General features: G+C 71.7%; 21 protein-coding genes. 16 read left to right on the top strand and 5 right to left on the bottom strand.

Going from position 1 to position 23,965, the window contains the following annotated elements; genetic code table 11:
- Nucleotides 1-61 precede the first annotated feature (61 nt).
- Genes OGL89_RS08260 through kduD form a run of 7 tightly spaced genes read left to right on the top strand, consistent with a single transcriptional unit; the run spans nt 62 to nt 6,329 of the window.
- Nucleotides 62-982: a sugar ABC transporter permease gene (locus OGL89_RS08260; RefSeq protein ID WP_263119463.1), complete on the top strand. Its 921-nt coding sequence runs from the start codon at nt 62-64 to the stop codon at nt 980-982.
- On the top strand, nt 982-1,875 hold the full coding sequence (locus OGL89_RS08255) for a carbohydrate ABC transporter permease (RefSeq protein ID WP_263119462.1): 894 nt from the start codon (nt 982-984) through the stop codon (nt 1,873-1,875). Before OGL89_RS08260 ends, OGL89_RS08255 begins: the two co-directional genes overlap by 1 nt.
- A gap of 4 nt (nt 1,876-1,879) precedes the next feature.
- Nucleotides 1,880-2,545: a ferredoxin-NADPH reductase gene (locus OGL89_RS08250; RefSeq protein ID WP_263119461.1), complete on the top strand. Its 666-nt coding sequence runs from the start codon at nt 1,880-1,882 to the stop codon at nt 2,543-2,545.
- A 58-nt stretch (nt 2,546-2,603) separates the two neighbouring features.
- Complete coding sequence (locus tag OGL89_RS08245; protein ID WP_263119460.1) at nt 2,604-3,827, top strand: glycoside hydrolase family 88 protein; 1,224 nt, start codon at nt 2,604-2,606, stop codon at nt 3,825-3,827.
- Nucleotides 3,828-3,837: 10 nt separating this feature from the next.
- Entirely contained in the window at nt 3,838-4,695 is an 858-nt protein-coding gene (locus tag OGL89_RS08240) for a fumarylacetoacetate hydrolase family protein (protein ID WP_263119459.1), read from the top strand.
- A gap of 10 nt (nt 4,696-4,705) precedes the next feature.
- A complete protein-coding gene (kduI, locus tag OGL89_RS08235; RefSeq protein WP_263119458.1) occupies nt 4,706-5,527 on the top strand; it encodes a 5-dehydro-4-deoxy-D-glucuronate isomerase in 822 nt (273 codons plus the stop codon).
- A gap of 34 nt (nt 5,528-5,561) precedes the next feature.
- A complete protein-coding gene (kduD, locus tag OGL89_RS08230; RefSeq protein WP_276582184.1) occupies nt 5,562-6,329 on the top strand; it encodes a 2-dehydro-3-deoxy-D-gluconate 5-dehydrogenase KduD in 768 nt (255 codons plus the stop codon).
- 2 nt (nt 6,330-6,331) lie between these two features.
- On the opposite strand, the gene OGL89_RS08225 is transcribed toward kduD, so the two are convergent.
- On the bottom strand, nt 6,332-7,147 hold the full coding sequence (locus OGL89_RS08225) for a protein phosphatase 2C domain-containing protein (protein ID WP_263119457.1): 816 nt from the start codon (nt 7,145-7,147) through the stop codon (nt 6,332-6,334).
- A 141-nt stretch (nt 7,148-7,288) separates the two neighbouring features.
- On the opposite strand from OGL89_RS08225, the gene OGL89_RS08220 reads away from it, so the two are divergent.
- Both OGL89_RS08220 and OGL89_RS08215 read left to right on the top strand, forming a co-directional pair.
- Nucleotides 7,289-7,750 carry a hypothetical protein gene (locus OGL89_RS08220; protein ID WP_263119456.1) on the top strand — a complete coding sequence of 154 codons (462 nt, stop codon included), beginning with the start codon at nt 7,289-7,291 and terminating at the stop codon, nt 7,748-7,750.
- Nucleotides 7,751-7,752: 2 nt separating this feature from the next.
- Nucleotides 7,753-8,136 (top strand): hypothetical protein, encoded by a 384-nt coding sequence (locus OGL89_RS08215; RefSeq protein ID WP_263119455.1) that lies wholly within the window; start codon nt 7,753-7,755, stop codon nt 8,134-8,136.
- Nucleotides 8,137-8,142: 6 nt separating this feature from the next.
- On the opposite strand, the gene OGL89_RS08210 is transcribed toward OGL89_RS08215, so the two are convergent.
- The 3 genes from OGL89_RS08210 to OGL89_RS08200 form a co-directional block, all read right to left on the bottom strand.
- Nucleotides 8,143-8,592, bottom strand: coding sequence for a hypothetical protein (locus OGL89_RS08210; RefSeq protein ID WP_263119454.1), 450 nt, complete (start codon nt 8,590-8,592; stop codon nt 8,143-8,145).
- A gap of 152 nt (nt 8,593-8,744) precedes the next feature.
- Nucleotides 8,745-9,674 (bottom strand): hypothetical protein, encoded by a 930-nt coding sequence (locus tag OGL89_RS08205; protein ID WP_263119453.1) that lies wholly within the window; start codon nt 9,672-9,674, stop codon nt 8,745-8,747.
- Between the two features lie 246 nt (nt 9,675-9,920).
- Nucleotides 9,921-10,577, bottom strand: coding sequence for a TetR/AcrR family transcriptional regulator (locus OGL89_RS08200; protein ID WP_263119452.1), 657 nt, complete (start codon nt 10,575-10,577; stop codon nt 9,921-9,923).
- Nucleotides 10,578-10,801: 224 nt separating this feature from the next.
- Between OGL89_RS08200 and OGL89_RS08195 the strand changes: the two genes are divergently transcribed.
- The 7 genes from OGL89_RS08195 (at nt 10,802) to OGL89_RS08165 (ending at nt 23,289) form a co-directional block, all read left to right on the top strand.
- Nucleotides 10,802-12,463, top strand: coding sequence for an ABC transporter substrate-binding protein (locus tag OGL89_RS08195; RefSeq protein WP_263119451.1), 1,662 nt, complete (start codon nt 10,802-10,804; stop codon nt 12,461-12,463).
- Nucleotides 12,464-12,527: 64 nt separating this feature from the next.
- Nucleotides 12,528-13,379, top strand: coding sequence for an ABC transporter ATP-binding protein (locus OGL89_RS08190; protein WP_263119450.1), 852 nt, complete (start codon nt 12,528-12,530; stop codon nt 13,377-13,379).
- The gene (locus tag OGL89_RS08185) at nt 13,379-14,173 is read left to right on the top strand and encodes an ATP-binding cassette domain-containing protein (protein ID WP_263119449.1); all 795 of its coding nucleotides are present in this window, start codon (nt 13,379-13,381) and stop codon (nt 14,171-14,173) included. The genes OGL89_RS08190 and OGL89_RS08185 overlap by 1 nt, the downstream gene beginning before the upstream one ends.
- Before the next feature lie 3 nt (nt 14,174-14,176).
- Complete coding sequence (locus OGL89_RS08180; protein ID WP_263119447.1) at nt 14,177-15,160, top strand: ABC transporter permease; 984 nt, start codon at nt 14,177-14,179, stop codon at nt 15,158-15,160.
- 2 nt (nt 15,161-15,162) lie between these two features.
- Nucleotides 15,163-16,311: an ABC transporter permease subunit gene (locus OGL89_RS08175; RefSeq protein ID WP_263119446.1), complete on the top strand. Its 1,149-nt coding sequence runs from the start codon at nt 15,163-15,165 to the stop codon at nt 16,309-16,311.
- Nucleotides 16,312-16,468: 157 nt separating this feature from the next.
- On the top strand, nt 16,469-18,778 hold the full coding sequence (locus tag OGL89_RS08170) for a glycoside hydrolase family 3 N-terminal domain-containing protein (protein WP_263119444.1): 2,310 nt from the start codon (nt 16,469-16,471) through the stop codon (nt 18,776-18,778).
- Between the two features lie 248 nt (nt 18,779-19,026).
- A complete protein-coding gene (locus tag OGL89_RS08165) occupies nt 19,027-23,289 on the top strand; it encodes an SdrD B-like domain-containing protein (RefSeq protein WP_263119443.1) in 4,263 nt (1,420 codons plus the stop codon).
- A gap of 47 nt (nt 23,290-23,336) precedes the next feature.
- Here OGL89_RS08165 and OGL89_RS08160 read toward each other — a convergent pair whose 3' ends face one another.
- Nucleotides 23,337-23,912, bottom strand: coding sequence for a GNAT family protein (locus tag OGL89_RS08160; protein WP_263119442.1), 576 nt, complete (start codon nt 23,910-23,912; stop codon nt 23,337-23,339).
- Nucleotides 23,913-23,965: the final 53 nt, after the last annotated feature.

Here is a 23,965-nt window from a genome sequence, read left to right as displayed (position 1 = left end):
GCGCGCCACGCGGTGCGCCGACCGGGAGCCGGCCGGATCCGCTCCCAGGAGAAGACGAGACATGGCATCCCAGACCATCGCCACCACCCAGGCGGCCCGCCGCCGCCGAGGCCGGCTCCGGCGCCGCAACGCGCTGGTCGGCTGGAGCTTCATCCTGCCGAACTTCGTCGGCTTCGCCGTGCTGACCCTCGTGCCGGTCATCGCGCTGTTCTACCTGGCCTTCACCAGCTGGAACGCGTTCGGCACCGCCCCGTGGGTCGGGCTGGACAACTTCACCCGGCTGATCGGCGACACGTCCTTCCACACCTCGCTGACCAACACCGTCTACTACACGGTCTTCCACATCCCGCTGACCCTGGCGGCCTCGCTCGGTCTCGCGCTGCTGCTGAACCGCAAGCTGCGCGGCGTCGCGTTCTTCCGCACGGCGGCGTTCTTCCCGTACATCACCTCGATCGTCGCGATCGCCGTGGTGTGGAACATGCTGTTCAGCCCCGAGTTCGGGCCGATCAACCAGCTGCTCAGCTTCCTCGGCGTGCAGGACCCGCCCGGGTGGACCACCTCGGCCGACTGGTCGATGCCGGCCGTGATCATCGTCGCCACCTGGCGCGAGATGGGCTATTACATGCTGCTGTTCCTCGCGGGCCTGCAGACCATCCCGCCGGAGCTGTACGAGGCCGCCCGGGTGGACGGGGCGAACGCCTGGCAGCGGTTCCGGAACGTGACCATCCCGTCGCTGCGACCGACGACGTTCCTGGTGATGGTCCTGCTGACCATCGGCTCGTTCAAGATCTTCGACCTGATCCTGGTGATGACGAACGGCGGTCCGGGCCAGTCGACCCTGGTGCTGTCGCAGTTCATCTACCAGAAGGGCTTCGTCGAGAACCAGTTCGGCTACGCCTCGGCCAGCTCCATCGTGCTGTTCGCGATCTGCCTCGCGATCACGATCCTGCAGTTCGTCGTCAACAAGAGGAGGGAGCGCTGATGGCCACCTCGACCCTGCGGCCGGCTCCGCTGACCCGGAGCTCGCGCCCTCCCCGGACCGAGCGCAGCCGCCCGCTGTCGGTGCTCGGCCGCGTCCTCGGCTACCTGGTGCTGATCGCCGCCTCGGCCGCGGTGCTGCTGCCGTTCTACTGGATGGTGATGTCGTCCCTGAAGACGAACAACACCGTCTTCACCGCGCCGATCCAGTGGGTGCCCGAGGTCTTCCAGTGGCACAACTACGTGGACATCTTCACCCGGTCCGACATGACGACCTGGCTGAAGAACACGCTGATCCTGTCGGTGGTGGTGACCTTCCTGCAGGTGCTCACCGGCTCCTTCGCCGCCTACGGGTTCTCCAAGACCCGGTTCCCCGGCCGGGACGCGCTGTTCCTGACCTACCTCGGGACGATCGCGGTGCCCTGGCAGGCGTACATGATCCCGCAGTTCATCCTGTTCTCGAAGCTCCACCTGGCGAACTCGCTGTGGTCGATCATCGCGTTGCAGGCGTTCGGCGCGTTCGGCGTGTTCCTGATGAAGCAGTTCTACGAGACCATCCCCGAGGAGCTGTCCGAGGCGGCCCGGCTGGACGGGTTGTCGGAGTACGGGATCTGGCGGCGGATCATGCTGCCGCTGTCCGTCCCCGCCCTGGCGTCCCTGACCCTGCTGACCTTCGTCAACACCTGGAACGACTACCTCGGACCCCTGGTGTACCTGCGGGACAAGGACCTCTGGACGATCCAGCTGGGACTGCGGACCTTCATCTCGCAGTACAACGCCGAGTACGCGCTGATCATGACCGGCTCGGTGTTGTCGGTGCTGCCGATCGCGATCATCTTCCTGCTCGGGCAGCGGTACTTCGTCGAGGGCATCGCGACCTCCGGGATGAAGGGCTGAGGCGATGCACCGCTGGATCTCCCACGACACCCTGGCCACGGTGATGGACGGCGCGTACCGCATCCTGGTGACGAATTTCCTGCTCGTGCTCGGCACCGCACCGTTCACGGCCGCACTGGTCCTGACCGACCTCCGGCGGAGCTGGCCGGTGCTGATCGTGCTGGCGCCGCTGTCCTTCCCGGCCCTGACCGCCGTCTGCACGGTGTTCGCGGAGCGCCACGACGGCGTCCTGCGCACCTTCGCCCGCGCGTGGCGGGCGACCGCCTGGAAGGCTCTCGGGGTCGGGGCGGCCTCGACGGCCCTGCTCACCGTCCTGGTGGTCGACGTGCGTGCCCTGTTCGGCAGCACGGCCGGCGCGGTCGCGATCCCGGTGCTGGCCGTCGCGGCCGTGCTGGTCGCGGCCACCGGGGTGCACGCCGTGGTCGCGCTGGCGCAGGCACCGGAGGCCCGGCTGCGCGACCTGGTGCTCTGGTCCGCCTACCTGGCCGTGCGGCGCTGGTACCTGACCGCGGCGTCGCTGGTCGTCCTGGGGCTGCTCGCCGCCTTCGTCCTGGCCCGGCCGGCACTCGGCCTGGGCCTGGTCGCCGCCCCGCTGCTGTACGCGGTGTGGGCGAACTGCCGCCACAGCCTGCGCCCGGCCTTCGTCCGCGCGGAGCTCGCGACCGCCTGACCCCGCCGTCCTTTCCCACCGGGCGTGCTGAGACGCCCCCAGCCTGGAGTGACACCTCATGACGACGACCGACGCCCTGGCGTCCTCGACGCACGACGCCGTCGACGCCGCCCTGCGCACCGTCGACGCGAACCTCGCGTTCCTCGGCGACCGCTACCCGGACGACACCACCCGGGACGGGCGGTACCCGCTGCGACCGGCGACGCCCGACCTCCCGGAGGGGGCCAATCGCGGCTGGACCACCAGCTTCTGGCCCGGTCAGCTCTGGCTCGCGCACCAGCTGACCGGCGAGCAGCGCTACCTGGACGCGGCCTCGGGGCACGTCGCCTCCTACGCCGACCGGGTCGCACGCGAGGTCGACATCGACACGCACGACCTCGGCTTCCTCTACACGCTGTCCTGCGTCACGGCGGTCCGTCGCACCGGGGACGACCGGGCGCGGACCGCGGCGCTCGCGGCGGCCGACGCCCTGATGCGGCGGTTCCTGGAGCCCGCCGGCATTCTGCAGGCGTGGGGCGATCTGGCCGACCCCGCCCAGCGTGGCCGGACGATCATCGACAGCCTGATGAACATGCCGCTGCTGCGCTGGGCGACCGCCGAGACTGGCGACCCCCGCTACGCCCGGGCGGCCGACCGGCACACGGCCCAGCTGCGGGAGCACATCCTGCGGCCGGACGACACCACCTTCCACACCTTCTACTGGGACGCCGAGACCGGGGAACCGCTGCGCGGCGGGACGGAACAGGGGCTGTCGGACGGATCCTGCTGGGCACGCGGCCAGGCGTGGGGGATCTTCGGCTTCGCGCTGGCGTACCGGGAGACCGGCGACGCCTCGTTCCTGGCCGCCTCGCGCCGGTGCGCCGACTACTTCCTGGCGCACCTGCCCGCCGACCGGGTGGTGTTCTGGGACCTGGTCCTCACCGAGGGCAGCTCCGCCGAGCGCGACTCCTCCTCGGCTGCGATCGCGGCCTGCGGCCTGGACGAACTGGCCCGGCTGCTGCCGACGGACACCGAGGGCTCCGTGGCGACGGTACGGTACCGCGAGGCGGCGACCGCGATGGTCGACTCCCTCGCGGCGTCCTACACGCCCGGCCCGGAGGCCGGACCGGGGGCGCCCCTGCTGCTGCACGGGGTGTACGACATGCCCAAGGGCGTCGGCGTCGACGAGGGCAATCTCTGGGGCGACTACTACTACCTGGAGGCGCTGACCCGCCGACTGGTGCCCGGGTGGGAGTCGCCGTGGTGGGTCCGGGGCGTCGTGCCCCGGCCGGCGGACCGCTAGGCGGGCCGCCGTGCGTCTGGTGGAGTTCACCGCCCCCGGCCGGCGTGGGGCGGGCGCCATCGTCCCGGGTGGCGTCCTCGACCTGGCCAGGGCCGTCCCGGGAGCCCCCGAGTCCGTGGTCGGGGTGCTCGCCGCGGAGGGCGCCGTCCGGCATGCGATCCGGAGGGCGACGGAGGACGTGGACCCCACGCACGTCCTCCCGTGGCCCGGCGTGCGCCTGCTCGCCCCGGTCCCGCGTCCCGGTGCGATCTGGTGCATCGGCTACAACTACCGCGGCCACACCACCCAGGACGATCCCGCGTTCCCGGACGTGTTCACCAAGCCCGCCGCCGCGGTGGTCGGGCCGCAGGACGCGATCATCCTCCCGGTCGCCGCCGCCGAGGTCGACTACGAGGCCGAGCTGGCGGTGGTCATCGGCCGCCGTGCGCACCGGGTCGCCGAGTCCGAGGCGCTCGACCACGTCGGCGGCTACACGGTGCTGAACGACGTCAGCGCCCGCGACTGGCAGCGCCACGGCAGTCAATGGGGGCTGGCCAAGTCCTTCCCGACCTTCGCCCCGCTCGGACCGGCCGTCGTGACCCCGGACGAGATCCCGGACCTGGCCGACCTCACCGTCGAGGCCCGGGTCGACGGCGAGACCACCCTGCGCGGCTCCACCCGGGACCTGGTCTTCCCGGTGGCCTGGATCGTCGCGTACCTCAGCCGGGCGGTCGTCCTGGAACCCGGTGACGTCATCGCGACCGGCACGCCGCAGAAGCTCCCGCACGTCCTCGACCGCGGCCCCCGCTGGCTGCGGCCGGGGGACGTCGTCGAGATCACCATCAGCCACGTCGGGACCCTGCGGTCCACCGTGGTCGCACCCGAGTAAGGAGAACGCCATGACCGTCGCCCGCCTGTGGAGCACGCACCCCGAGGACGTCCGCGCCCTCGACGGAGAGGAGCTGAGAAGCCGCTTCGTGCTGTCCGGCCTGTTCACCGAGGGCACCGTGTCCTGGGGGTATGCCCACGACGACCGGCTGCTGGTCGGCGGCCTGACCGTCACCGGTGGCGCCCCGGTCGCCCTGACCGCGCCCGAGGAGATCGCCGCCGCCTTCCTGCTGGAGCGCCGGGAGCTTGCCGTGGTCGGCCTCGCCGGTCCGGTGCAGGTCACGGCGGACGGCGAGACGTTCCCGGTCGGGCCGCAGGACGTGCTGTACCTGCCCCTCGGCACCCGGGACATCGCGGTCTCCGGCACCGGCACGGTCTACCTGGTGTCGGCCCCCGCTCACCGTCGCACCGCCGCCGCGCTCGCCTCGCGCGACCAGGTCGAGGCGGTCGTGCTCGGCTCCGCGGAGCGGTCCAACCACCGCACGATCCGCAAGTACGTCCACGCGGACGGGATCGAGTCCAACCAGCTCGTCCTGGGCATCACGACGCTGGAGCCCGGCAGCGTGTGGAACACGATGCCGCCGCACGTGCACGCCCGGCGCACCGAGATCTACCTCTACGACGGCCTCGGCCCGGACGTGCTGGTGCACCTGATGGGCGAGCCGACCGCCACCCGCCAGCTGCTGCTGCACGACCGCGACGTCGTGGTGTCCCCGCCGTGGTCGATCCACACCGCGGCCGCCACCGGCGCCTACTCCTTCGTGTGGGCGATGGCCGGGGAGAACGTCGACTACGGGGACGTGGTCGCGGTGGACCCCCAGGACCTGCGATGAACCCGATCCACCACCACCGGAAGGACCGTGCACGATGATCCTCGATCAGTTCCGCCTGGACGGGAAGGTCGCGCTGGTCACCGGCGGCGGCCGCGGACTCGGCCTGGGCTTCAGCACGGCGTTCGCCGAGGCGGGCGCGGATGTCGTCATCGTCGACCGGCGGCCCGCACCGGAGGCGCTCGCGGCCATCGAGGCCACCGGTCGGCGGGCCTGGGAGATCACCACCGACCTGCTGGCCGCCGGCCCGGCCGACCTCGCGGCCCTGGTCGCCGACGTGGTGGACCGGGCCGGCCGGCTCGACATCCTGGTGAACAACGCCGGCATCATCCGGCGCGAGCCCGCCCTGGAGTTCTCCGCGGAGAACTGGGACGACGTGATCGACCTCAACCTGTCGACGGTGTTCTACCTGTCGCAGGCGGTGGCGCGGGTCCTGGTCGAGCAGGGCGAGGGCGGCAAGATCCTCAACATCGCCTCCATGCTCTCCTTCCAGGGCGGCAAGATCGTCCCGTCGTACACGGCGGCCAAGAGCGCGGTCGCCGGGCTCACCCGGGCCTTGGCGAGTGAGTGGTCCGGCCTCGGCATCAACGTCAACGCCATCGCCCCGGGCTACTTCGCCACCGACAACACCGCGCAGCTGCGGGCGCAGGAGGACCGCTCCGCGGAGATCCTGGCGCGCATCCCGGCGGGCAGATGGGGCACCCCGGAGGACCTGCAGGGTGCCGCGGTCTACCTGGCCTCGCCGGCCGCCGCCTACGTGCACGGGTCGATCCTCGCGGTGGACGGCGGGTGGCTCACCCGCTGACGTCAGCGCGACAGGTCGACCACGGCCCCCAGGTCGTCCCCGGCCGCCGCCCCGAGGAACCGGTACGGCCGCTCCGCGCCGTCCACGTCCGTGAGCTCGACGTCGGCCACCGCCAGGCTGATGTTGTCCCGGGAGTCGGCGGCGAGGGCGGCGGCCAGCAGGGCGTCGGCGGCCGCCTCCCGGTCGGCGGTGGCGGCCAGGATGCCGATGATCCGATCCTCGTCCACGTAATCGGTCAGACCGTCGGAGGTGACCAGCCACCGGTCGCCGTCCTGGGCGGGGACGTCCAGCACCGGCAGGTCGGCGGTGTCCTCGACGTGGCCGGACAACGACCGCATGATCACGTTGCGCAGCGGATGGGTGCGGGCGTCGGCGGGGTCGACGGCGCCGGAGTCGACCAGCATCTGCACGTACGAGTCGTCCCGGGTCACCCGGTAGCCGGCGCCGTCGCGGACCAGGTAGGCGCGCGAGTCGCCCAGGTGGCCGACCCGGACCGACTCCTCGCCGCCGAACAGCGCGGTGACCGTGGTGGACATCCCGTCGAGCGCCGGCTCGCGGCGGATCCGGTGCCCGATCTCCGCGTTGGCGGTCGCGATCAGCTCGGCGAGCTCGTCGGCGGTGAACCGGTGGGCGGGGCGGGCGGCCAGGGCGGACATCACGCGGTGCGTGAAGGTCCAGGAGGCGACGTTGCCCCCGACGTTCCCGCCGACACCGTCCGCGACCAGGGCGTAGTCGAGCGAGGCACCGACCGAATCCTGATTGTCGGCGCGGTGTGGACCTGTCTCGGAGCGGAGCGCGGTGTGGAGGGTGACCGGCATTGGTCGATCGTGCTCGGCGGAACGGGGGCGGGGCAAGTGGGGTGGCACCCCGGTGCGGACGCAGGCGGACGACTTGATCCCTGACCTGCGGCTTGATAGGCACGTCACCGGACATATCACCGAGATGAGACGGAGCACGTGATGGGCCTCTTCGACCGGATCAAGGGCGCAGCGAGCAATGCCCAGCAGGCCTCCCGGAATGCCGATGCCGACGTCGCGGCCGCCCGTGCCGCCTCCGGCGCGCCAAACGTGCCGGGCGTTGCCGGGATGAGCGCCGCCGAGCAGCAGGCCCTGATCGCCCAGGCGATGGCCCAGCCGGTCCCCACCCAGGCCGAGGCGGACTTCCGCAACACCGGCGGCAGCGCGGACGAGGCCGCGTTCGCCCCCGCCGCCAACGGGGTGACCTGGCAGCAGTACGCCACCGTGATCGCCCAGTCCCAGGCCGTCGGCTACGACCCCGCCGCGCTGGCCGGCCTGGCCGCCGGGCTCGGCATCTCCGGTGCCGACTGGACCGCCGCCACCGAGGAGTTCGCCGCCCGCGCGCAGACCAACCCCGCCGTCGGCCGGGAGATGGGCCGGATCGCTCGCGAGGGTCGCGCCTGACCATGGGCGCGCTGCGCGACCTGGTGGGCCTGGTCCGGTGGAGTCGTGCCCAGCCGCGGCCGTCGCTCGGCGACGCGTTGGCGACCGCAGCCCGGGCCACCGAGGACGCCCGGGCCTACCATGACGCGCTGGTCAGCGGCGTGGTGGGGCCCGAGAACGGGGTTGCAGGCACTGCGCTGGTGGAGTCCGCGCAGGTGCTGCCCGTGACCGGGGACGGGTCGGCACGGACGGCATTCGTGCTGCTGCTGGACGTGCCCGGCCATGCTCCGGTGCGGGTGTCGCACACCGAGGTCGCGCCGCGGGTGGTCTCGGCGGGGGAGCGGCTGGCGGTGTGGGCGGTGACGTTCGATCCGCGGCGGTTCACGATCGACTGGGCGGGGTCGTAGCGGGCTCTAAGGGAGGCCGCGCACGAGTGATCGGCGGGCGCGCTCGATCGCGTCGTCGCGTGCCGTGATCAAGCGTCGGCCACAGGTGTCGGCGATCGCGTCGATGACGAGCACCGCCGAGCCCACCGCCTCGTACACGACGAGGCGGTGCACGACCTGGTGGTGGTGTTCGGCGTACGTGCCCTGGGAGGGCGCCATCACGTAGTGCGTGGAGAACTGCATGGAGTCGAACGCCCAGTGCATGGCCGCAGCACTGAGCAGGCCGCTGGTCAGGAGCAGGCCGACTGCGCAGAGGGTGGCCGCGAGAGATTCGACCCATCCTCGGCTACCGGACAGCCATCGCCTGAGCCCGGAGTACGTGATGACGAACGAGCACACCACGATGGCCTGGGCAATGCGCCCGGGCCAAGACTCCAGCAAGGTCTGTCGACCCGACGGGACGAGCATGGCGAACACGACGGCATTCGCGAACCCGAGAAGGCCGACCGCCGTTCGGAGAAGGTCGATCAGCCGTCGCCCCCGCGCCCACCTGTCCTCGGCCCGCAAGAGGGTGGAGACGGCCGGGTCGACGCCCCCGGGGACTGCGACCCGGCCGACTCGTCTGCTTCTCACCAGCCGTAGTACCGCATCATGCGTCCGGAGTAGCGGCCGTTGATCGTGTAGCGCAGGCCCGCGATCGCCGCGCCGTCGATCATGTCCTTGATCATGGCTGCGTCGACCGACAGCACGGCGATCGCTGCCGGCAACAGGAAGCCACCCGCTCCGCCGGCGACGAGGAAGGCGACCGTCAACACGATGTCGCTCGCCGCCTCCGCGAGGGCTTGATCGGTCTCCTGCGCGATATTCGATTCGACCGCATCGATCAGCGCAGCGGGGTCGTCCGCATTGTTGAAGAGGCGGATCGTGCGGGGCACGGTCGTCGCGAGCGCGTCGCCGGAGGACGCCAGGTTCGCACCTGAGACGCCGACACGGACTCGTGCGGCGCCGTCGCTGACGCCTTGTCGCACGTCGCTGAGCACGGCGGAGCCTGACTCGGCCAGCCCGACGAGCGCGGTCCCGGCTTGCCGCAGGTCGTCGGCCATCCGCGTGTACCGACTGATCCGCAGGAAGCTGTCGTAGACCATCCGGTCGTCGTCGGTGATCCAGGCCGAGTAGTAGTCCGAGCGGTTGGACAGTGCGTCCACCGCCAGTGTGGTGGGGTCGACACCGGACTTCAGGTCCACGTAGTGCGACAGATACATGTAGGCGGTCTCGGAGCCGATGTCCCGGGCGTCGGGGTCGCGTGCCGCGTTGGTCTGCGCGACGGCCGCGGCGTAGGCGAGCCACTGTGGCTGGAGGTCCTTGCGGCCGACCGTCATGGTCGAGAACGCCGCCGCCTGGAAGGTCGCGGTCGGTGCGGTGGTTCGTGCGTCGAGCTCGTTCCTCAGATCAGCGAGGAACGCCGGGTCCCGCGCCTCGATCCCGGCGAAGTCCTCGATCGACAGCCCGATGCTGTTCAGCGAGGTCTCGATGTCCGCGATCGACTCGACGATCTGCACGACGTCGCTGTTCGGAGTGACGGTCGAGGCGGTGCGGACCGTGGGCGGGGTCGCGTCGGCCACCCCGACCCCGGTGAGAGCCATGACGGTGGCGGTGCTCGCGCCTATCAGGACGCGTAGTGCGGTGCGCATGAGGTCGACTCCTTCGTCGTCCCGTCCCACACAGCGCGGGAACAGGTCCCCACCCACGCTTCCGGTTCGGTTCGAGCCGGCTGTATACCCAGTGCGCGCTCTTGAGTGCTCGGTTCAGGCGTGTTGAGTGTCCCCGCCGCGAATCTCTGCCCCGGCACCTACGCCGAGCACCGCGGCCACCACCGCCTCGATCGCGAACGCCGACGCCTCCGCCAGCTCCACGTTCTCCGGGTCCAGCAGCCACTGCACCTGCAGTCCGTCCATCACCGCGAGGATCGCGGCGGCGGCCCGGTCCACGGTGGCGGGCTGGTCGATCCCGCGCTCGCGGCAGATCAGCTCGAAGGCCTCCCGGATCTCCTGGCGCAGCGTGCGGTACCGCTCCTGGAAGTAGTCGCGGGCCGGGTGGTCGTCGGTGACCGATTCTGCGGAGAGGACGGCGTAGGCCTGCACGATGCCGGGCCGACGCTCGTTGGCGAACGCCGTGCGGATCAGGTGCCGGAACAGCTCGACGCCGTTCGGGATGCGCTGCCCGGCGAAGTCCTCGACGTCGGAGCTGTCGCGGTACTTGAGCACCTCCAGCAGCAGCTGATCCTTGGACCCGAAGTGGTGCAGGATCCCGGCGTGGGTCATGTCGACCTGCTCGGCGATCTCGGTCAGCGGCCCGTTCTTGTAGCCCTTGGACCCGAAGGTCGACATCGCGGCACGCAGGATCTCCTTGCGGCGCTCGACCGTCTCCGGCCGCGCCTTGGGCGTGCGCTTGGGGGCGCTCATCGTCGTGCCTTCCCGCCGTGCTGATGAGGGGTCTGCTGCGCGACCCGGCAGTGAGTGTAGGGGCCGGTCGATCGTGACCATCCCGTGACCCATCGACTTACTGACAGTGTAGTAACCTTCCGCCCATCACGTCGCCGACGACGCTGGACGGGCGAGGAAGCCCTGACCTCACCGGTGGGCGGCGTGGCCCCCACCTGGGACATCCCGTTTCGAAGGAGAAACCGATGAAGGTCAAGATCCCCGTCGTCGCGCTGGGCCTGGCGGCGGCCCTGACGCTGGCGGCCTGTGGCACCGGTGGTGACGGCGGTTCGGACGGCGGCGACGGCTCCGGTGCGCCCCTGACGATCGCGAAGCCGGACGGTGCCATCGCCACCGAGTCGAACAACCCGTTCGTGGGCGACGCCTCGGCGATGAAGCTCGGGTACATCAACGCCCTGCTGGAGCCGCTCGGCTTCGTGAACCTGGTCGACCCGACGCAGGAGACCACGCCCTGGCTGGCGCAGGAGATCACCTGGAACGACGACTACACCGAGGTGGCCCTCACCGCCCGCGACGGCGTGCAGTGGAGCGACGGCGAGGACTTCACCGCCGAGGACATCCAGTTCACCTTCCAGCTGCTCCAGGACAAGCCGGAGCTCGACAACGCGGCACTGGGCATCACGGATGTCGCGCTGGCGGACGACACCGTCACCCTGACCTTCGAGAACTCGATGTACGCCAAGCGGGACAAGGTCATCCACAAGCTGATCATCCCGAAGCACGTCTGGGAGTCGGTCGACGACCCGGCCACCTACGAGAACCTGGACCCGGTCGGCACCGGCCCGTACACGGTGACCAGCTTCAGCACCCAGAGCGTCGAGCTCAGCGCCCGGGACGACTACTGGGGCGGCGAGCTGGCGGTCCCGACGCTGTACTACGTGTCCTACAACGACAACACCGCGCTCACCACGGCCCTGGCCAGCGGCGACGCGGACTGGGCGCAGGCGTTCATCCCCAACGTGGACTCGGCGTACCTGTCCAAGGACGAGGCCAACGTCTACTGGGCGGCCGCGGGCCTGGGCATCGACGCGATGTTCATGAACACCACCGCCAAGCCCTTCGACGACGTGGCGTTCCGGCAGGCGATGAACCTGGTGGTCGACCGGTCCAAGCACCAGCAGATCGCCCGGGAGGGCGGCGTGCCGGAGCTGACCTCGGTCACCGGTCTGCCGACGCCGGCCGGTGACGCCTTCATCTCCGACGAGTTCCAGGGCGAGGACTACACGGTCGACGTGGACGGCGCCAAGGAGATCCTGACCGACGCCGGGTACACCTGGGCCTCGGACAAGCTGGTCGACCCGGACGGGGAGAACGTCAGCTTCGAGCTCTCCGTGCCGCAGGGCTGGAGCGACTACGTCACCGGGATCAGCCTGATCGCGGACGCCGCCGCCGAGCTGGGCGTGGACACCACGATCGACACCCCGGACTCCGACACCTGGTGGGACATGAAGACCACCGGCGACTTCCAGGCGATCCTGCACTGGACCGACACCGGCGTCACCCCCTACGACCTGTACAGCGACATCATGGACGGTCGCTGGCTGGTGGCCGAGGGCGAGGCCGCGGACTACAACTTCGGCCGCTTCGACTCCCCGGAGGCGACCGCCGCGCTGAACGCCTACGCCACCGCCACCACCGACGAGGACCGCCAGGCGGCGCTGGACACCGCGCAGCAGATCTTCGTCGACCAGGTGCCGGCGCTGGGCATCGGCACGCGGCCGTTCATCGCCGAGTACAACACCCGCAACTACGTGGGCTGGCCGAGCGAGGACGACCCGTACACCAACCCGGACCCGACCCAGCCGACCGCGGCGCTGATCCTGACCCAGCTCACCGCGGCGAACTGACACCGGCGGGTGGTGGCCGTCCCGAGCGGCCACCACCCGCGCACCATCAGAGGGGAACAACGACGTGACCAGCGAGAACGTAGTGACCGTGGACGACTTCAGCGTCGTCTACGACGTCGACCCTCCGGTCCGGGCGGTGCAGCACGTGTCGCTGAGCATCCGGCGCGGGGAGATCCTCGGCCTGGCCGGTGAGTCGGGCTGCGGCAAGACCACCCTGGCCTACGGGGTGCAGCGTCTGCTCAAGCCGCCGGCCGTGATCAGCTCCGGCACCGCCACCTTCCACGACGCCGACTCCGGCCGGGACGTCGACCTGTTCGACCTGGACGCGGCGCAGATGCGCGCCTTCCGGTGGGACAAGGTGTCGATGGTGTTCCAGGGCGCCATGAACGCCCTCAACCCGGTCGTGAACATCGGCAAGCAGCTCGACGACGTCTTCCTCACCCACCGCCCGGGCCTGTCCGCGAGCGAGCGCCGCGAGGAGTGCGCGCAGCTGCTGGACCTCGTCGGGGTCGGCCGGGACCGGCTGCGGTCCTACCCGCACGAGCTGTCCGGCGGCATGCGCCAGCGCGTGATGATCGCGATGGCGCTGTCGCTGAAGCCGCAGCTGATGATCATGGACGAGCCGACCACCGCGCTGGACGTCCTGGTGCAGCGGGAGATCCTGCAGCAGATCAGCGATCTGCGGACGCAGTTCGGCTTCTCGGTCGTCTTCATCACCCACGACCTGCCGCTGCTGCTGGAGATCAGCGACCGGATCGCGGTGATGCGGGCGGGCCGGATCGTCGAGCTGGACACCGCCGAGAACATCTACCGCCGACCGCGGCACGAGTACACCCGCACGCTGCTGAGCTCGTTCCCGAGCCTGACCGGTGATCGCGGCGACTTCGTCCGGGGCCGGGGAGAAGGGGCCGCGTGATGACCACCCTCGAATTCGCGCACGTGACGAAGCGGTACCGGGTCCGTGGCTCCGGCGACATGCTGGCGCTGGACGACGTGAACTTCACGCTGACCTCGGGCGAGACGATCGCGCTGGTCGGCCAGTCCGGCTCCGGCAAGTCGACGATCGCCAAGATCATCACCCAGCTGGAGAAGGCCACCAGCGGGACGGTGCTGTTGGACGGCACCCCGATCCCGACCCGGGGCCGTGGGCTGCGCCGCTACCGGCAGACCGTGCGGATGGTGTTCCAGGACCCATTCGCCTCGCTGAACCCGTACCACACCATCCGGCACCACATCGAGCGTCCGCTGCGGCTGGACCGCGTGGTGCCGGCCGACCAGGTCGAGGCGGAGACACGCCGCCTGCTGGACCGGGTGCGGCTGGAGGCCGGGGTCATCGACCGGCGGCCGCACGAGCTCTCCGGTGGCCAGCGGCAGCGGGTGGCCATCGCCCGGGCGCTCGCCTCGCGGCCGAGGCTGCTGGTCGCGGACGAGCCGGTGTCGATGCTGGACGTGTCGATCCGGCTCGGGGTGCTGAACCTCCTGGCCGAGCTGCAGCGGGAGTCGGACCTGGGCGTCCTCTACATCACGCACGACCTGGCCACCGCCCGTCACTTCAGCGACCGGATCATGGTGCTGCACCACGGCGTCGTGGTGGAGCAGGGTCCCGCCGACGACGTGATCCTGCGCCCGCAGCACGAATACACCCGTGCGCTGCGCCACGCGTCTCCGGACCCGGACCGCCACTTCTCGACCACGACGACGGAGGGCTGACCGATGCGCTTCCTCCTGCGCCGTGCGGCGTTCTACCTGTTCACCGCGTGGGCGGCGATCACGATCAACTTCTTCCTGCCCCGGATGCTCAAGGGCGACCCGGTGTCGGCCTACCTGGCCAAGAACCAGGGCCGGATCAGCCCGGAGGCCGCGGACTCGCTGCGCACCCTGTTCGGGCTGGACGACGGCAGGTCGGTGTTCCAGCAGTACCTGGACTACTGGGGGCTGCTGTTCGACGGCGACCTGGGCCGGTCGTTCTCCAAGGGGCTCGCGCCGGTGACCGAGGTGATCGCCAGCGCGCTGCCCTGGACGGTCGGCCTGGTCGGCATCGCCACCGTCCTGAGCTTCTTCCTCGGCACGTCCATCGGCGCGTTCATCGGCTGGCGGCGCGGGTCGAAGGCGGACCTGGTGGTGCCGGTGGCGACCTTCTTCTCCACGGTGCCGTACTTCTGGATGGGCCTGATCGCAATCGCGCTGTTCTCCACCACGCTCGGCTGGTTCCCGGCCTCGCACGCCTACGACAAGGGCTCGGCGCCGCACCTGAGCCTCGACTTCGTCGCGCAGGTGATCCAGCACGGCACCCTGCCCGCACTGACCATCGTGCTGGCGTCGCTCGGCGGCTGGATCCTCGGGATGCGGAACATGATGGTGACCGTCCTGGACGAGGACTACGTGACCGTGGCGCAGGCCAAGGGGCTGTCCCAGCGGCGGGTGCTGGTGAACTACGCGGCCCGGAACGCGGTGCTGCCGCAGCTGTCCAGCTTCGCGCTGTCCCTGGGCTTCATCGTCGGCGGGACGCTGGTGATGGAGCTGGTGTTCAGCTACCCCGGCGTCGGCAAGCTGCTGCTGGACGCGACCACCGCCAAGGACTACCCGCTGATGCAGGGCCTGTTCCTGATCATCACGCTCACGGTGCTGGTCGCCAACATCCTGGCCGACGTCGCCTACGCCGTGCTCGACCCGCGCACCCGTCAGATGGAGGCCTGACCATGACCGCTGACGTCATCGCCGCCGAGCCGGCGCCGCCCGTCGACCACCGCACGTCCCCGCTGGCCGCACTGAGCCGTGCGTTCGCGATGTTCCGCAACGGCAAGTCGATCACCGGGCTGTGCATCCTGGGCTTCTTCGCGTTGCTCGCGGTCTTCGGCGACTGGATCGCGCCCTACGGCCCGCTGGACAAGGACTTCGACGCGCTGCGGCAGCCGCCGTCCGGCGCGCACTGGCTGGGCACCACCCACATGGGCGAGGACGTGTTCAGCCAGATCGTCTACGGCACCCGGGGTGTGCTGGTGGTCGGCTTCACCGCCGGGATCATCGGCACCCTGATCGCTGTGGTGATCGGCGTGACGGCGGGCTACATCGCCGGATGGCGGTCGGAGTCGCTGTCCGCGCTGACCAACGTGTTCCTGGTCCTGCCGGCGCTGCCCCTGATGATCATCGTGGCCTCGCAGTACGACAACCCGTCGCTGCTGCTGATCGCCGCGGTGCTGGCCATCACCGGCTGGGCCTGGGGTGCCCGGGTGCTGCGGGCACAGACCATGTCCCTGCGGAACCGGGACTTCGTCCAGGCCGCCCGGGCGAACGGTGAGCCGCTGTACCGGATCATCGCGGTGGAGATGCTGCCGAACCTCACCGCGATCATCGCCTCGTCCTTCGTCGGGACGGTGACCGCCGCGGTGCTCGGGCTGACCACGCTGGCGTTCATCGGGGTCATCCCGATCACCAACCTGAACTGGGGCACCATCCTGTACTGGGCCCAGCAGAACGGGGCGTTCCCGGACTTCTGGTGGTGGTACGTCCCGGCCGGACTGTGCATCGCCCTGCTGGGCATGGCCCTGTCGCTGATCAACTTCGGCATCGACGAGTACGTGAACCCGCGGCTGCGGTCGGCGGGTGAGCGGGCCCGGGCGATGCGGAAGCGGGGGCTGAGCCCGAGCAGCGGGGTGACGGCGGTCCGGACCGACCTGGAGCCGCCCGACCCCGATCCGGCGCTCTCCGCCGACACCCGCCCGGACCCGGGACGCGCCGACCCTGATCCGGACCCGGGACGCGCCGACCCCGATCCGGACGCGGGACGCGCCGACCCCGATCCGGACGCGGTGACCCCCGCACCCCCGGGCCGTCCGCCGGCCGACTGATCCTGGTCCCGGGGCGGGGTCCAGCGACCCCGTCCCAGGCCCTTCCGACCACCCCGCGTTCCGACGCACGACCTAGGGTGGTCACGCTCCCACACCGTCGATCGGCGGGTGGGGACGCCGACCCGACCGCGGCAACGCCGCCGACCAAGGACTCATCGTGACCGTCACCAGCACCACCGCCCCGTACCAGGACCCGACCCGCCCGATCGACGAGCGCGTCGCCGATCTGCTCGCCCGGATGACCCCGGAGGAGAAGGTCGGCCAGATGATGCAGCTGGATGCGCGGGACGGCGTGGAGGACCACATCCTGCGCACCCACGTCGGCTCGATCCTGCACACCTCGCCGGAGCGGCTGACCGAGGCGCACGACCTGACCGACCGCACCCGGCTGCGCATCCCGCTGCTGGTCGGCGAGGACTGCATCCACGGTCACTCGTTCTTCGTCGGGGCGACGATCTTCCCGACCCAGCTCGGGATGGCGTCGACCTGGGACGCCGAGCTGACCGAGCGGGTCGCCCGCGCCACCGCGGTCGAGGTCGCCGCGACCGGCGTGCACTGGACCTTCTCCCCGGTGCTCTGCATCGCCCGGGATCTGCGCTGGGGCCGGGTGGACGAGACCTTCGGCGAGGACCCGTTCCTGATCGGGGAGCTGGCGTCCGCGATGGTCCGCGGCTACCAGGGCACCGGCCTGGACGACCCGACCGCGATCCTGGCCACCGCCAAGCACTTCGCCGGGTACTCCGAGACCCAGGGCGGGCGGGACGCCTCCGAGGCGGACATCTCCCGGCGCAAGCTGCGCTCGTGGTTCCTGCCGCCGTTCGAGCGGGTCGCCCGGGAGGGCTGCGGCACCTTCATGCTCGGCTACCAGTCCACCGACGGCGTGCCGATCACGGTCAACGACTGGCTGCTGAACGACGTGCTGCGCGGCGAGTGGGGCTACACCGGCACCCTGATCACCGACTGGGACAACGTCGGCCGGATGGTCTGGGAGCAGAAGGTCCAGCCGGACTACGCACACGCCGCGGCCGCCGCGGTGAAGGCCGGCAATGACATGGTGATGACCACACCCGGCTTCTTCCAGGGCGCGCTGGACGCGATCGAGCAGGGCCTGCTGGCCGAGTCCGACCTGGACGCCGCCGTCAGCCGGATCCTCACCCTGAAGTTCCGGCTCGGCCTGTTCGAGGACCCGCGTCGCCCGGACGCCGCCGCCCAGGCCGCCGTGGTCGGGTCCGCCGCTCACGCCGAGCTCAACCTGTCGGTCGCCCGGCGCTCGCTGACCCTGCTGCACAACGACGGCGTCCTCCCGCTGGCCGGCGGCCTGACCGCGAGCACCACCGCCGGTCCCGCCGGGGCGCTGCGCGCGACGCCGACCGGCACCGCCCGGCGGATCGCGGTGGTCGGCCCCCTCGCCGACGACGCCCAGACCCAGCTCGGCGACTGGGCCGGCAACTCCGGCCAGGCCGACTGGCTGCCCGACGGACAGCCGGAGGAGATGATCACCACCGTGCTCGCCGGTCTGCGCGCCTCGGTGCCCGGCGACTGGACCGTCACCCACGCCCGCGGCGCGGAGATCCTCACCCTGGAGCCGGACCCCGAGGGCCGGTACTTCCCCGACGGTCAGCCGCGCCCGCCGGTGGTCGTCCCGGTGGAGCCCGACCCGGCCCTGATCGACGAGGCGGTGGCCGCGGCCCGCGACGCGGACTACGTGGTGGCCGTCGTCGGCGACCGGATCGAGCTGGTCGGCGAGGGCCGCTCCACCGCGACCCTGGAGCTGATCGGCGGCCAGAAGGCGCTGCTCGACGCGCTCGCCGCCACCGGCACCCCGCTGATCGTGGTGCTGCTCGCCTCCAAGCCACTGGTGCTGCCCGACTCCGCGCTGGACGCCGCCGCACTGCTCTGGGTCGCCAACCCCGGCATGCAGGGCGGCCAGGCCGTCGCCGAGGTCCTGCTCGGTCTCACCGAGCCCGCCGGACGCCTGCCGATCTCCTTCGCCCGGCACTCCGGCCAGCAGCCGACCTACTACAACCAGATCCGCGGTCAGCACGGCGACCGCTACGCCGACCTCACGCAGCGCCCCGCCTACGCCTTCGGCCAGGGCCTGTCGTACACCACCGTCGAGTACTCCGACCTGGTGCTCGCCGACGGCCCGTTGGACCGCACGGGCGTGGTGCGCGGACGGGTCACCCTGACCAACACCGGCGACCGCCCGTCCCGGGAGACCGTCCAGGTGTACGTCTCCGACACCGTCACCTCGGTGTCCTGGGCGGACAAGGAGCTCAAGACCTACCGCCAGGTGGACGTCGCGCCCGGGGAGGCGGTGACGGTCGAGCTGGAGCTGCCGGTCGCGGACTGCACGATCGTGGATGCGCGCGGGGACCGGGTGGTCGAGGCGGGGGCGTTCGAGCTGCTGGTCGGGCGCTCGTCGCGGGACGAGGACCTGCTGCGCGCGGAGTTCACCGTGGTCTGACACGGATCGGGCCCGGTCGGCCCCTGCTACCTAGGTGGCAGGGGCCGACGACTGAGTACCTGAGCCGGGGGCACCCGCGCACTCGGTGCTAGGTACGCCCGATAGTGCGGGCGACCCTACGTAGAAGCACGGTGGTCGCGAGGGAGTGGTGGCCGCGGGGACCGACGCTGGTCCGTGCCACCGTTCCCGGCCCTGACCTCTCCAGGGCGGACGGCGGGCAGACAGCCGTCCTACCCCCTGGAGTCCTCATGTCCGCACCTCGGAACGCCCGGCGTCCCGGCGACCGTCGCGCCCGCACGCGAGGTCGCTGGGCCGTCGCGGCCGTCCTCGCCCTGGTGATCGCCCCGTTCGCGGGCGTGTCGACCGCCGCCGCCGCCCCGACCGGGACGCTCAGCGAGGTGGGCCTCACCGTCACCGACGACGGGTCCGCGACGCTGGCCGGCCTGGACCCGGCATCCGACAACGGCGTGGTGGCCACGAACAACGCGGTCACCATGAGCTGGGCGCTGCGCGCGGACAGCCTGACCGATGGCGTCCTCAGCCAGACCCTGCCCGAGGGCTGGTCCTGGGTGACCTCCTCGCTCGGCAAGCTGAACTCCAACTCCTCGCTGTACCAGTCGAGCTACACGATCAGCGCCGACGGCCGGACCCTGACCGCGACGATCAGCGTGCCCGGTGCGAGCCTGGTGTCGGTGAGCGGGTTGCAGGCGATCCCGTCGCCGACCGTCGCGAACGGCAGCGTCTACCGGCCCGAGCTCACCGCCACGGACGAGACCCAGACCCTGACCGCCACCGGGACCGACCTCACCGTGGCGAGCGTGCCCCAGGCGGTCCTGGGCATGTCCGCGATCTACCGCTTCACCACCACCCACGACTTCGGCTCCGGCGCCGAGGCCGCGCAGCGGATGCAGATGCGCCTGCAGTACCGCGCGGACGCCTCGCTGGTGGGTCAGGTGCAGCCGCTGGAGCTGGAACTGCCTCAGCGCCTGGCCCTCAGCTACACCGGACCCGAGCCGGACGCGATCACGGTGTGCGACGGGCAGACGGAGCTGGTGCTGGTCTCCGCGGGCGACGGCACCGCCGTGGTCGACCTGACCGCCCAGCCGTCCTCCGGTGGCAGCTTCCCCTCGCTCTGCTTCTGGTACCGCAGCGCGGACCTGCCGGTCGGCGTCGCCAACGGCGAGACCCTCACCACCACCGTCGCCGTCCCGGAGCTCACCACCGCCGACGGACGGACGATCCTGCGCACCGGCGGCGACACCGCCTCGGCCGGGGTCTACGTGGACGAGCCGGTGAACCCGGTGGTCCCGCCCCGGGCCGCGACCCTCGCCGCCTCGGCCTACGGGTTCAACTGGTCCAGCTACCCCGCCGGCCCGACCTTCCCGACCCCGTGGCGCAGCGGCCAGTGGCGTGAGCTCGCGGAGTCGGGCGGCCACCTGCTGTCCCAGTCCGAGTACATCCCGTCCTACGACTACGCGACCAGCACCACCGTCGGTGCCGAGGACCTGATCGGCTACCAGTTCTGGGACCCGAGCACCGCGACCGTCCTGGACGACCCGGCCTCGATCTTCGTCGGCCAGTACCGGACGGCGATCGACCCCTCGACCTACCGGGTGGAGTTCACGAACACCCGCGTGATCACCGATCCGGCCACCGCCAACACCTGGTACGCCACGATCGACGAGGCCGGCGGCGCCGCCGCGGTGAGCGGTGTCCGGGTGGTCTACACCGGAGGTGTCTGGGCCGCGGGCTCCACCTCCGGCACCGCGAGCCAGATGTCGCTCACCGTGCCGCTGATCGCCCGCGCGGACGGGGTGCCGACACAGTTCCGCGCCACGCACGTGTGGACCGCGGCGGAGGAGACGCCGCTGGTCAAGTACGCGTCCATCGACATCCGGCCGTTCTCCGTCTACACGAACCTGAGCGGTACTCCCGGCTCCGTGGTGGGCGGCAGCCCGGTCACCTACACGGTGGGCACGGGCGCCGCCCACTCCATCGCCGGGCCGCCCACCGCCCCGGACTACGCGGTCACGGCCCTGGTCACCGTGACCCTCCCGTCCACGGTGACCTCCGTCGACGTGTCGACGGCGACCGCCGCGGGGTGGACCCTGGTCAGCGAGACCCCGGCCGATCTCGGGCCGGACGGTCTTCCCGGCACCTCGGACGACGGCAAGGGCATCGTGCTGGTGTTCAGCAGGGACGCCGTGGTCGGCGCGACGACCCGGGCCGACCTGCCGAGCTTCCAGCTGCCGGTGATGACCGCGCTGCACGCACCGGCCTCCCAGCGGATGACCGCGACCGCCGCGACGCGGTTCGAGATCACCTCGCCCACCCCGACAGCGCTGTCCTCCTCCGCCTCGGCCGCCACCACCGTGCTGCAGGGCGAGACGCTCACGATGGAGGGCGCCACCTCCACCCCGCGGATCGCGGCCACGGACGACACCGTGTCCTGGTCGACCCGCTGGTACAACTACTCGACCGTCGGCCACGAGGCGGAGACCCACATCCTGGACGTGCTCCCGTACGACGGGGACGCGCGCGGCACCAGCACCAGCGGCACGTTGACGCTCACCGGCATCGCACTGCTCGGCGGAGCGGCGGCCTCCGGCGCGGTCGTCGAGGTGACCACCGCCGACCCGGGCACGATCGGCGCGGCGCCCGGTGACGGTGCCACCTGGACCACCCTGACCGACGACACCGATCTCAGCTCCGTCACCGCTGTCCGGGTGGCGCTGTCCGGGCTCGCCACCGGCGCCGACGGCGGGTTCGGCCTCACGATGGCCGTCACCGGGCATGCGGTGGACGACGTGTTCGTGAACTCCGCGACCTCGGCCTCGGTCGGGAGCACCCTGACCATGGACACCGGTGACGTCCCGGTCGAGGTGGTCGGATCGACGATCTCCGGCCGGGTCCTGATCGACACCGACCGGGACGGGCTCGCCGGCTCCGACGGCGAGCCCGCGGTCGGTGCCGCCGTGCAGCTGATCGACATCGCCACCGACACCGTGCTGATGACCGCGGTGACCGGCACCGACGGTGCCTACGTCCTCGGCGGCGTCGGCGCCGGGACCTACCGGGTACAGGTGGTGCGGACCAGCATCGCCGGCACCTCGGTCACCCCGACGGTCGACCCGGACGAGGTGCTGGACGGCGCGACCGAGGTCACCGTCGGACTCCAGGACAGCGTGACCGATCTCGACTTCGCCTTCGCGGTCCGCAACCCGGCGCTCACCCTGGGCACCGTGGGCGAGGCCCCGTCCGGCTCGCTGGCCGCCGGGGACACCGTCACGTTCACGTCGACCGTGACCAACTCCGGTGACGTCGAGCTGTCCGGTCTGCGGGTGCAGGACTCACTGCCGACCGGCGGCACCTGGACCTGGCCCGGCGCGACCGGTGAGCTCGCGGTCGGCGAGTCCGCGACCTACACCGTCGAGCACGTGCTGACCCAGGCGGAGGTGGACGCCGGCCAGGTCTCCTCGACCGTGCAGGTCGCCGCGACCGACGACACCGGCGAGGAGGTCACCGCCACCGCTGCCGCGCAGGTCCTCGTGCCCTCGGGCGGCGCGCTGGCCGTGACCGGCGACGGTGCGCTGCCGGAGCGGATCGCCGCCGGCGAGCGGATCGCCTGGACCATGACGATCCGGAACACCGGCGCGGTCACCCTCGACCGGATCGACGTCACCGACGCGCTGGCCGGCATGTCGGACTACCAGCTCACCTGGCCCGGGCGGACCGGGACGCTGGCCCCGGGCGAGGAGGTGGTCGCGACCGCGACCTCCGCCCTCACCCAGGCCCAGGTGGACGCCGGGACGGTCACCGCCCGGGTCCGCGCGGTCGGCACCGCTCCGGACGGCGCGCAGGCCGCGACCTCCGCCGACGTCCCCGTCCGGTTCCAGGTGCCCGGCCAGGTCCGGATCGACGTGGAGCTCAACGGCAGCCATCCCGACCGGTCGCCCGGCGCGCAGCTGACCGTCGGGGACGCGATCGCCTGGACCTACCGGGTGACCAACACCGGGGCCGCGACACTGCGCGCGGTCACCGTCTCGGACGACCTGGGCACCGCGATCGGCGCGCCGGACGGGTTCTCCGGGGAGCTGGCCCCCGGCGAGTCGGCGGTGTTCACCGCGCGGACGTCCGCGGCCGAGGGCACCTGGTCCCCGGTGATCCGGGTGACCGCGACCGAGGGCGACACCGACCGGGCCGTCGTCGCGGCCGACACGCTCTGGTACACCGCGACCGCCGGCAGGGACGACCCGGGCACGGACACCCCGACCGACCCGGCCACGGACACCCCGTCCGACCCGGGCACGGACACCCCGTCCGACTCCGGGACGACGGGCACCGCGACCGTGCCGGAGTCCGCCGCGACCGCCGGCGTGCCCTCCAGCCAGGTGCTCGCCATCACGGGCGCCAGCGCGGCCGGCGTCCTGCTTCTGGCGCTGCTGGCGCTGGCGGTGGGCGCAGGTCTGACCCGGACCCGGACGCTGCGCGGCGGCGACGACCGGGGCTGACCCCCGTGCACGGCAGGGTCGTCCGGAGGGGGCGGCCCTGCCGTGTGCTATCGACCGGACCAGGCCGGGACCGGGGACGGTCCTGGACGGCCGGACCACTCCTCGGCGAGCACGGCGTACAGGTAGGCGTCGTGCCAGACCGGCCGGCCGTCCGGCCCGGTGCGGAACGACGCGCACCGCACCTCGTGACCCTCGCGCCGCATCCCGACCCGTTCCAGCAGCCGCCAGGACCGGTCGTTCCGGGGATCGCATCTCGCCGTGACCCGATGGGCGCCCTGCGACCGGAAGCAGTCGTCGATCACCGCCCGGGTCGCCTCGGTCGCGAAGCCCTGCCGACCGGACGCCGGATGGAAGACGTAGCCGACGGTCCAGGTCCGTGCGGACTCCGGTCCGACCGGGGCCCGGAAGACGTGGCCGATCAGCATCCGGTCGGGACCGCCGTCGACGGCGACGAACCGCGGGTCGGTCGCTCGGCGACGGGCCTCGGCGGCGGACTGCTCGACGGTGTGCGGACCGTAGGGCTCGAACCGCACCACTTCGGGATCGCCGAGGTAGGCGTGCAACGGTCCGGCGTCGTCGGCGCGGAACGACCGGAGCGTCAGGTGCGGGGTGCTGGGGGGCATGGCACGGACGCTAGGGCGACGCACGGGCCGGGTCCACGGGATTCGGGCGCGGC

The organism is Cellulomonas sp. RIT-PI-Y, from assembly GCF_025642745.1.
In the GTDB taxonomy this organism is placed as follows: domain Bacteria; phylum Actinomycetota; class Actinomycetes; order Actinomycetales; family Cellulomonadaceae; genus Cellulomonas.
Note: the sequence above shows the minus strand (reverse complement) of the source record. Positions and strands in the feature narration are given on the sequence as shown.

What these genes read in the sequence shown, in the direction of transcription:
- OGL89_RS08260 (WP_263119463.1), top strand. Translation starts at nt 62, where the DNA reads ATGGCATCCCAGACCATCGCCACCACCCAGGCGGCCCGCCGCCGCCGA.
- OGL89_RS08255 (WP_263119462.1), top strand. Translation starts at nt 982, where the DNA reads ATGGCCACCTCGACCCTGCGGCCGGCTCCGCTGACCCGGAGCTCGCGC.
- OGL89_RS08250 (WP_263119461.1), top strand. Translation starts at nt 1,880, where the DNA reads ATGCACCGCTGGATCTCCCACGACACCCTGGCCACGGTGATGGACGGC.
- OGL89_RS08245 (WP_263119460.1), top strand. Translation starts at nt 2,604, where the DNA reads ATGACGACGACCGACGCCCTGGCGTCCTCGACGCACGACGCCGTCGAC.
- kduI (WP_263119458.1), top strand. Translation starts at nt 4,706, where the DNA reads ATGACCGTCGCCCGCCTGTGGAGCACGCACCCCGAGGACGTCCGCGCC.
- kduD (WP_276582184.1), top strand. Translation starts at nt 5,562, where the DNA reads ATGATCCTCGATCAGTTCCGCCTGGACGGGAAGGTCGCGCTGGTCACC.
- OGL89_RS08225 (WP_263119457.1), bottom strand. Translation starts at nt 7,147, where the DNA reads ATGCCGGTCACCCTCCACACCGCGCTCCGCTCCGAGACAGGTCCACAC.
- OGL89_RS08220 (WP_263119456.1), top strand. Translation starts at nt 7,289, where the DNA reads ATGGGCCTCTTCGACCGGATCAAGGGCGCAGCGAGCAATGCCCAGCAG.
- OGL89_RS08215 (WP_263119455.1), top strand. Translation starts at nt 7,753, where the DNA reads ATGGGCGCGCTGCGCGACCTGGTGGGCCTGGTCCGGTGGAGTCGTGCC.
- OGL89_RS08200 (WP_263119452.1), bottom strand. Translation starts at nt 10,577, where the DNA reads ATGAGCGCCCCCAAGCGCACGCCCAAGGCGCGGCCGGAGACGGTCGAG.
- OGL89_RS08195 (WP_263119451.1), top strand. Translation starts at nt 10,802, where the DNA reads ATGAAGGTCAAGATCCCCGTCGTCGCGCTGGGCCTGGCGGCGGCCCTG.
- OGL89_RS08185 (WP_263119449.1), top strand. Translation starts at nt 13,379, where the DNA reads ATGACCACCCTCGAATTCGCGCACGTGACGAAGCGGTACCGGGTCCGT.
- OGL89_RS08180 (WP_263119447.1), top strand. Translation starts at nt 14,177, where the DNA reads ATGCGCTTCCTCCTGCGCCGTGCGGCGTTCTACCTGTTCACCGCGTGG.
- OGL89_RS08175 (WP_263119446.1), top strand. Translation starts at nt 15,163, where the DNA reads ATGACCGCTGACGTCATCGCCGCCGAGCCGGCGCCGCCCGTCGACCAC.
- OGL89_RS08165 (WP_263119443.1), top strand. Translation starts at nt 19,027, where the DNA reads ATGTCCGCACCTCGGAACGCCCGGCGTCCCGGCGACCGTCGCGCCCGC.
- OGL89_RS08160 (WP_263119442.1), bottom strand. Translation starts at nt 23,912, where the DNA reads ATGCCCCCCAGCACCCCGCACCTGACGCTCCGGTCGTTCCGCGCCGAC.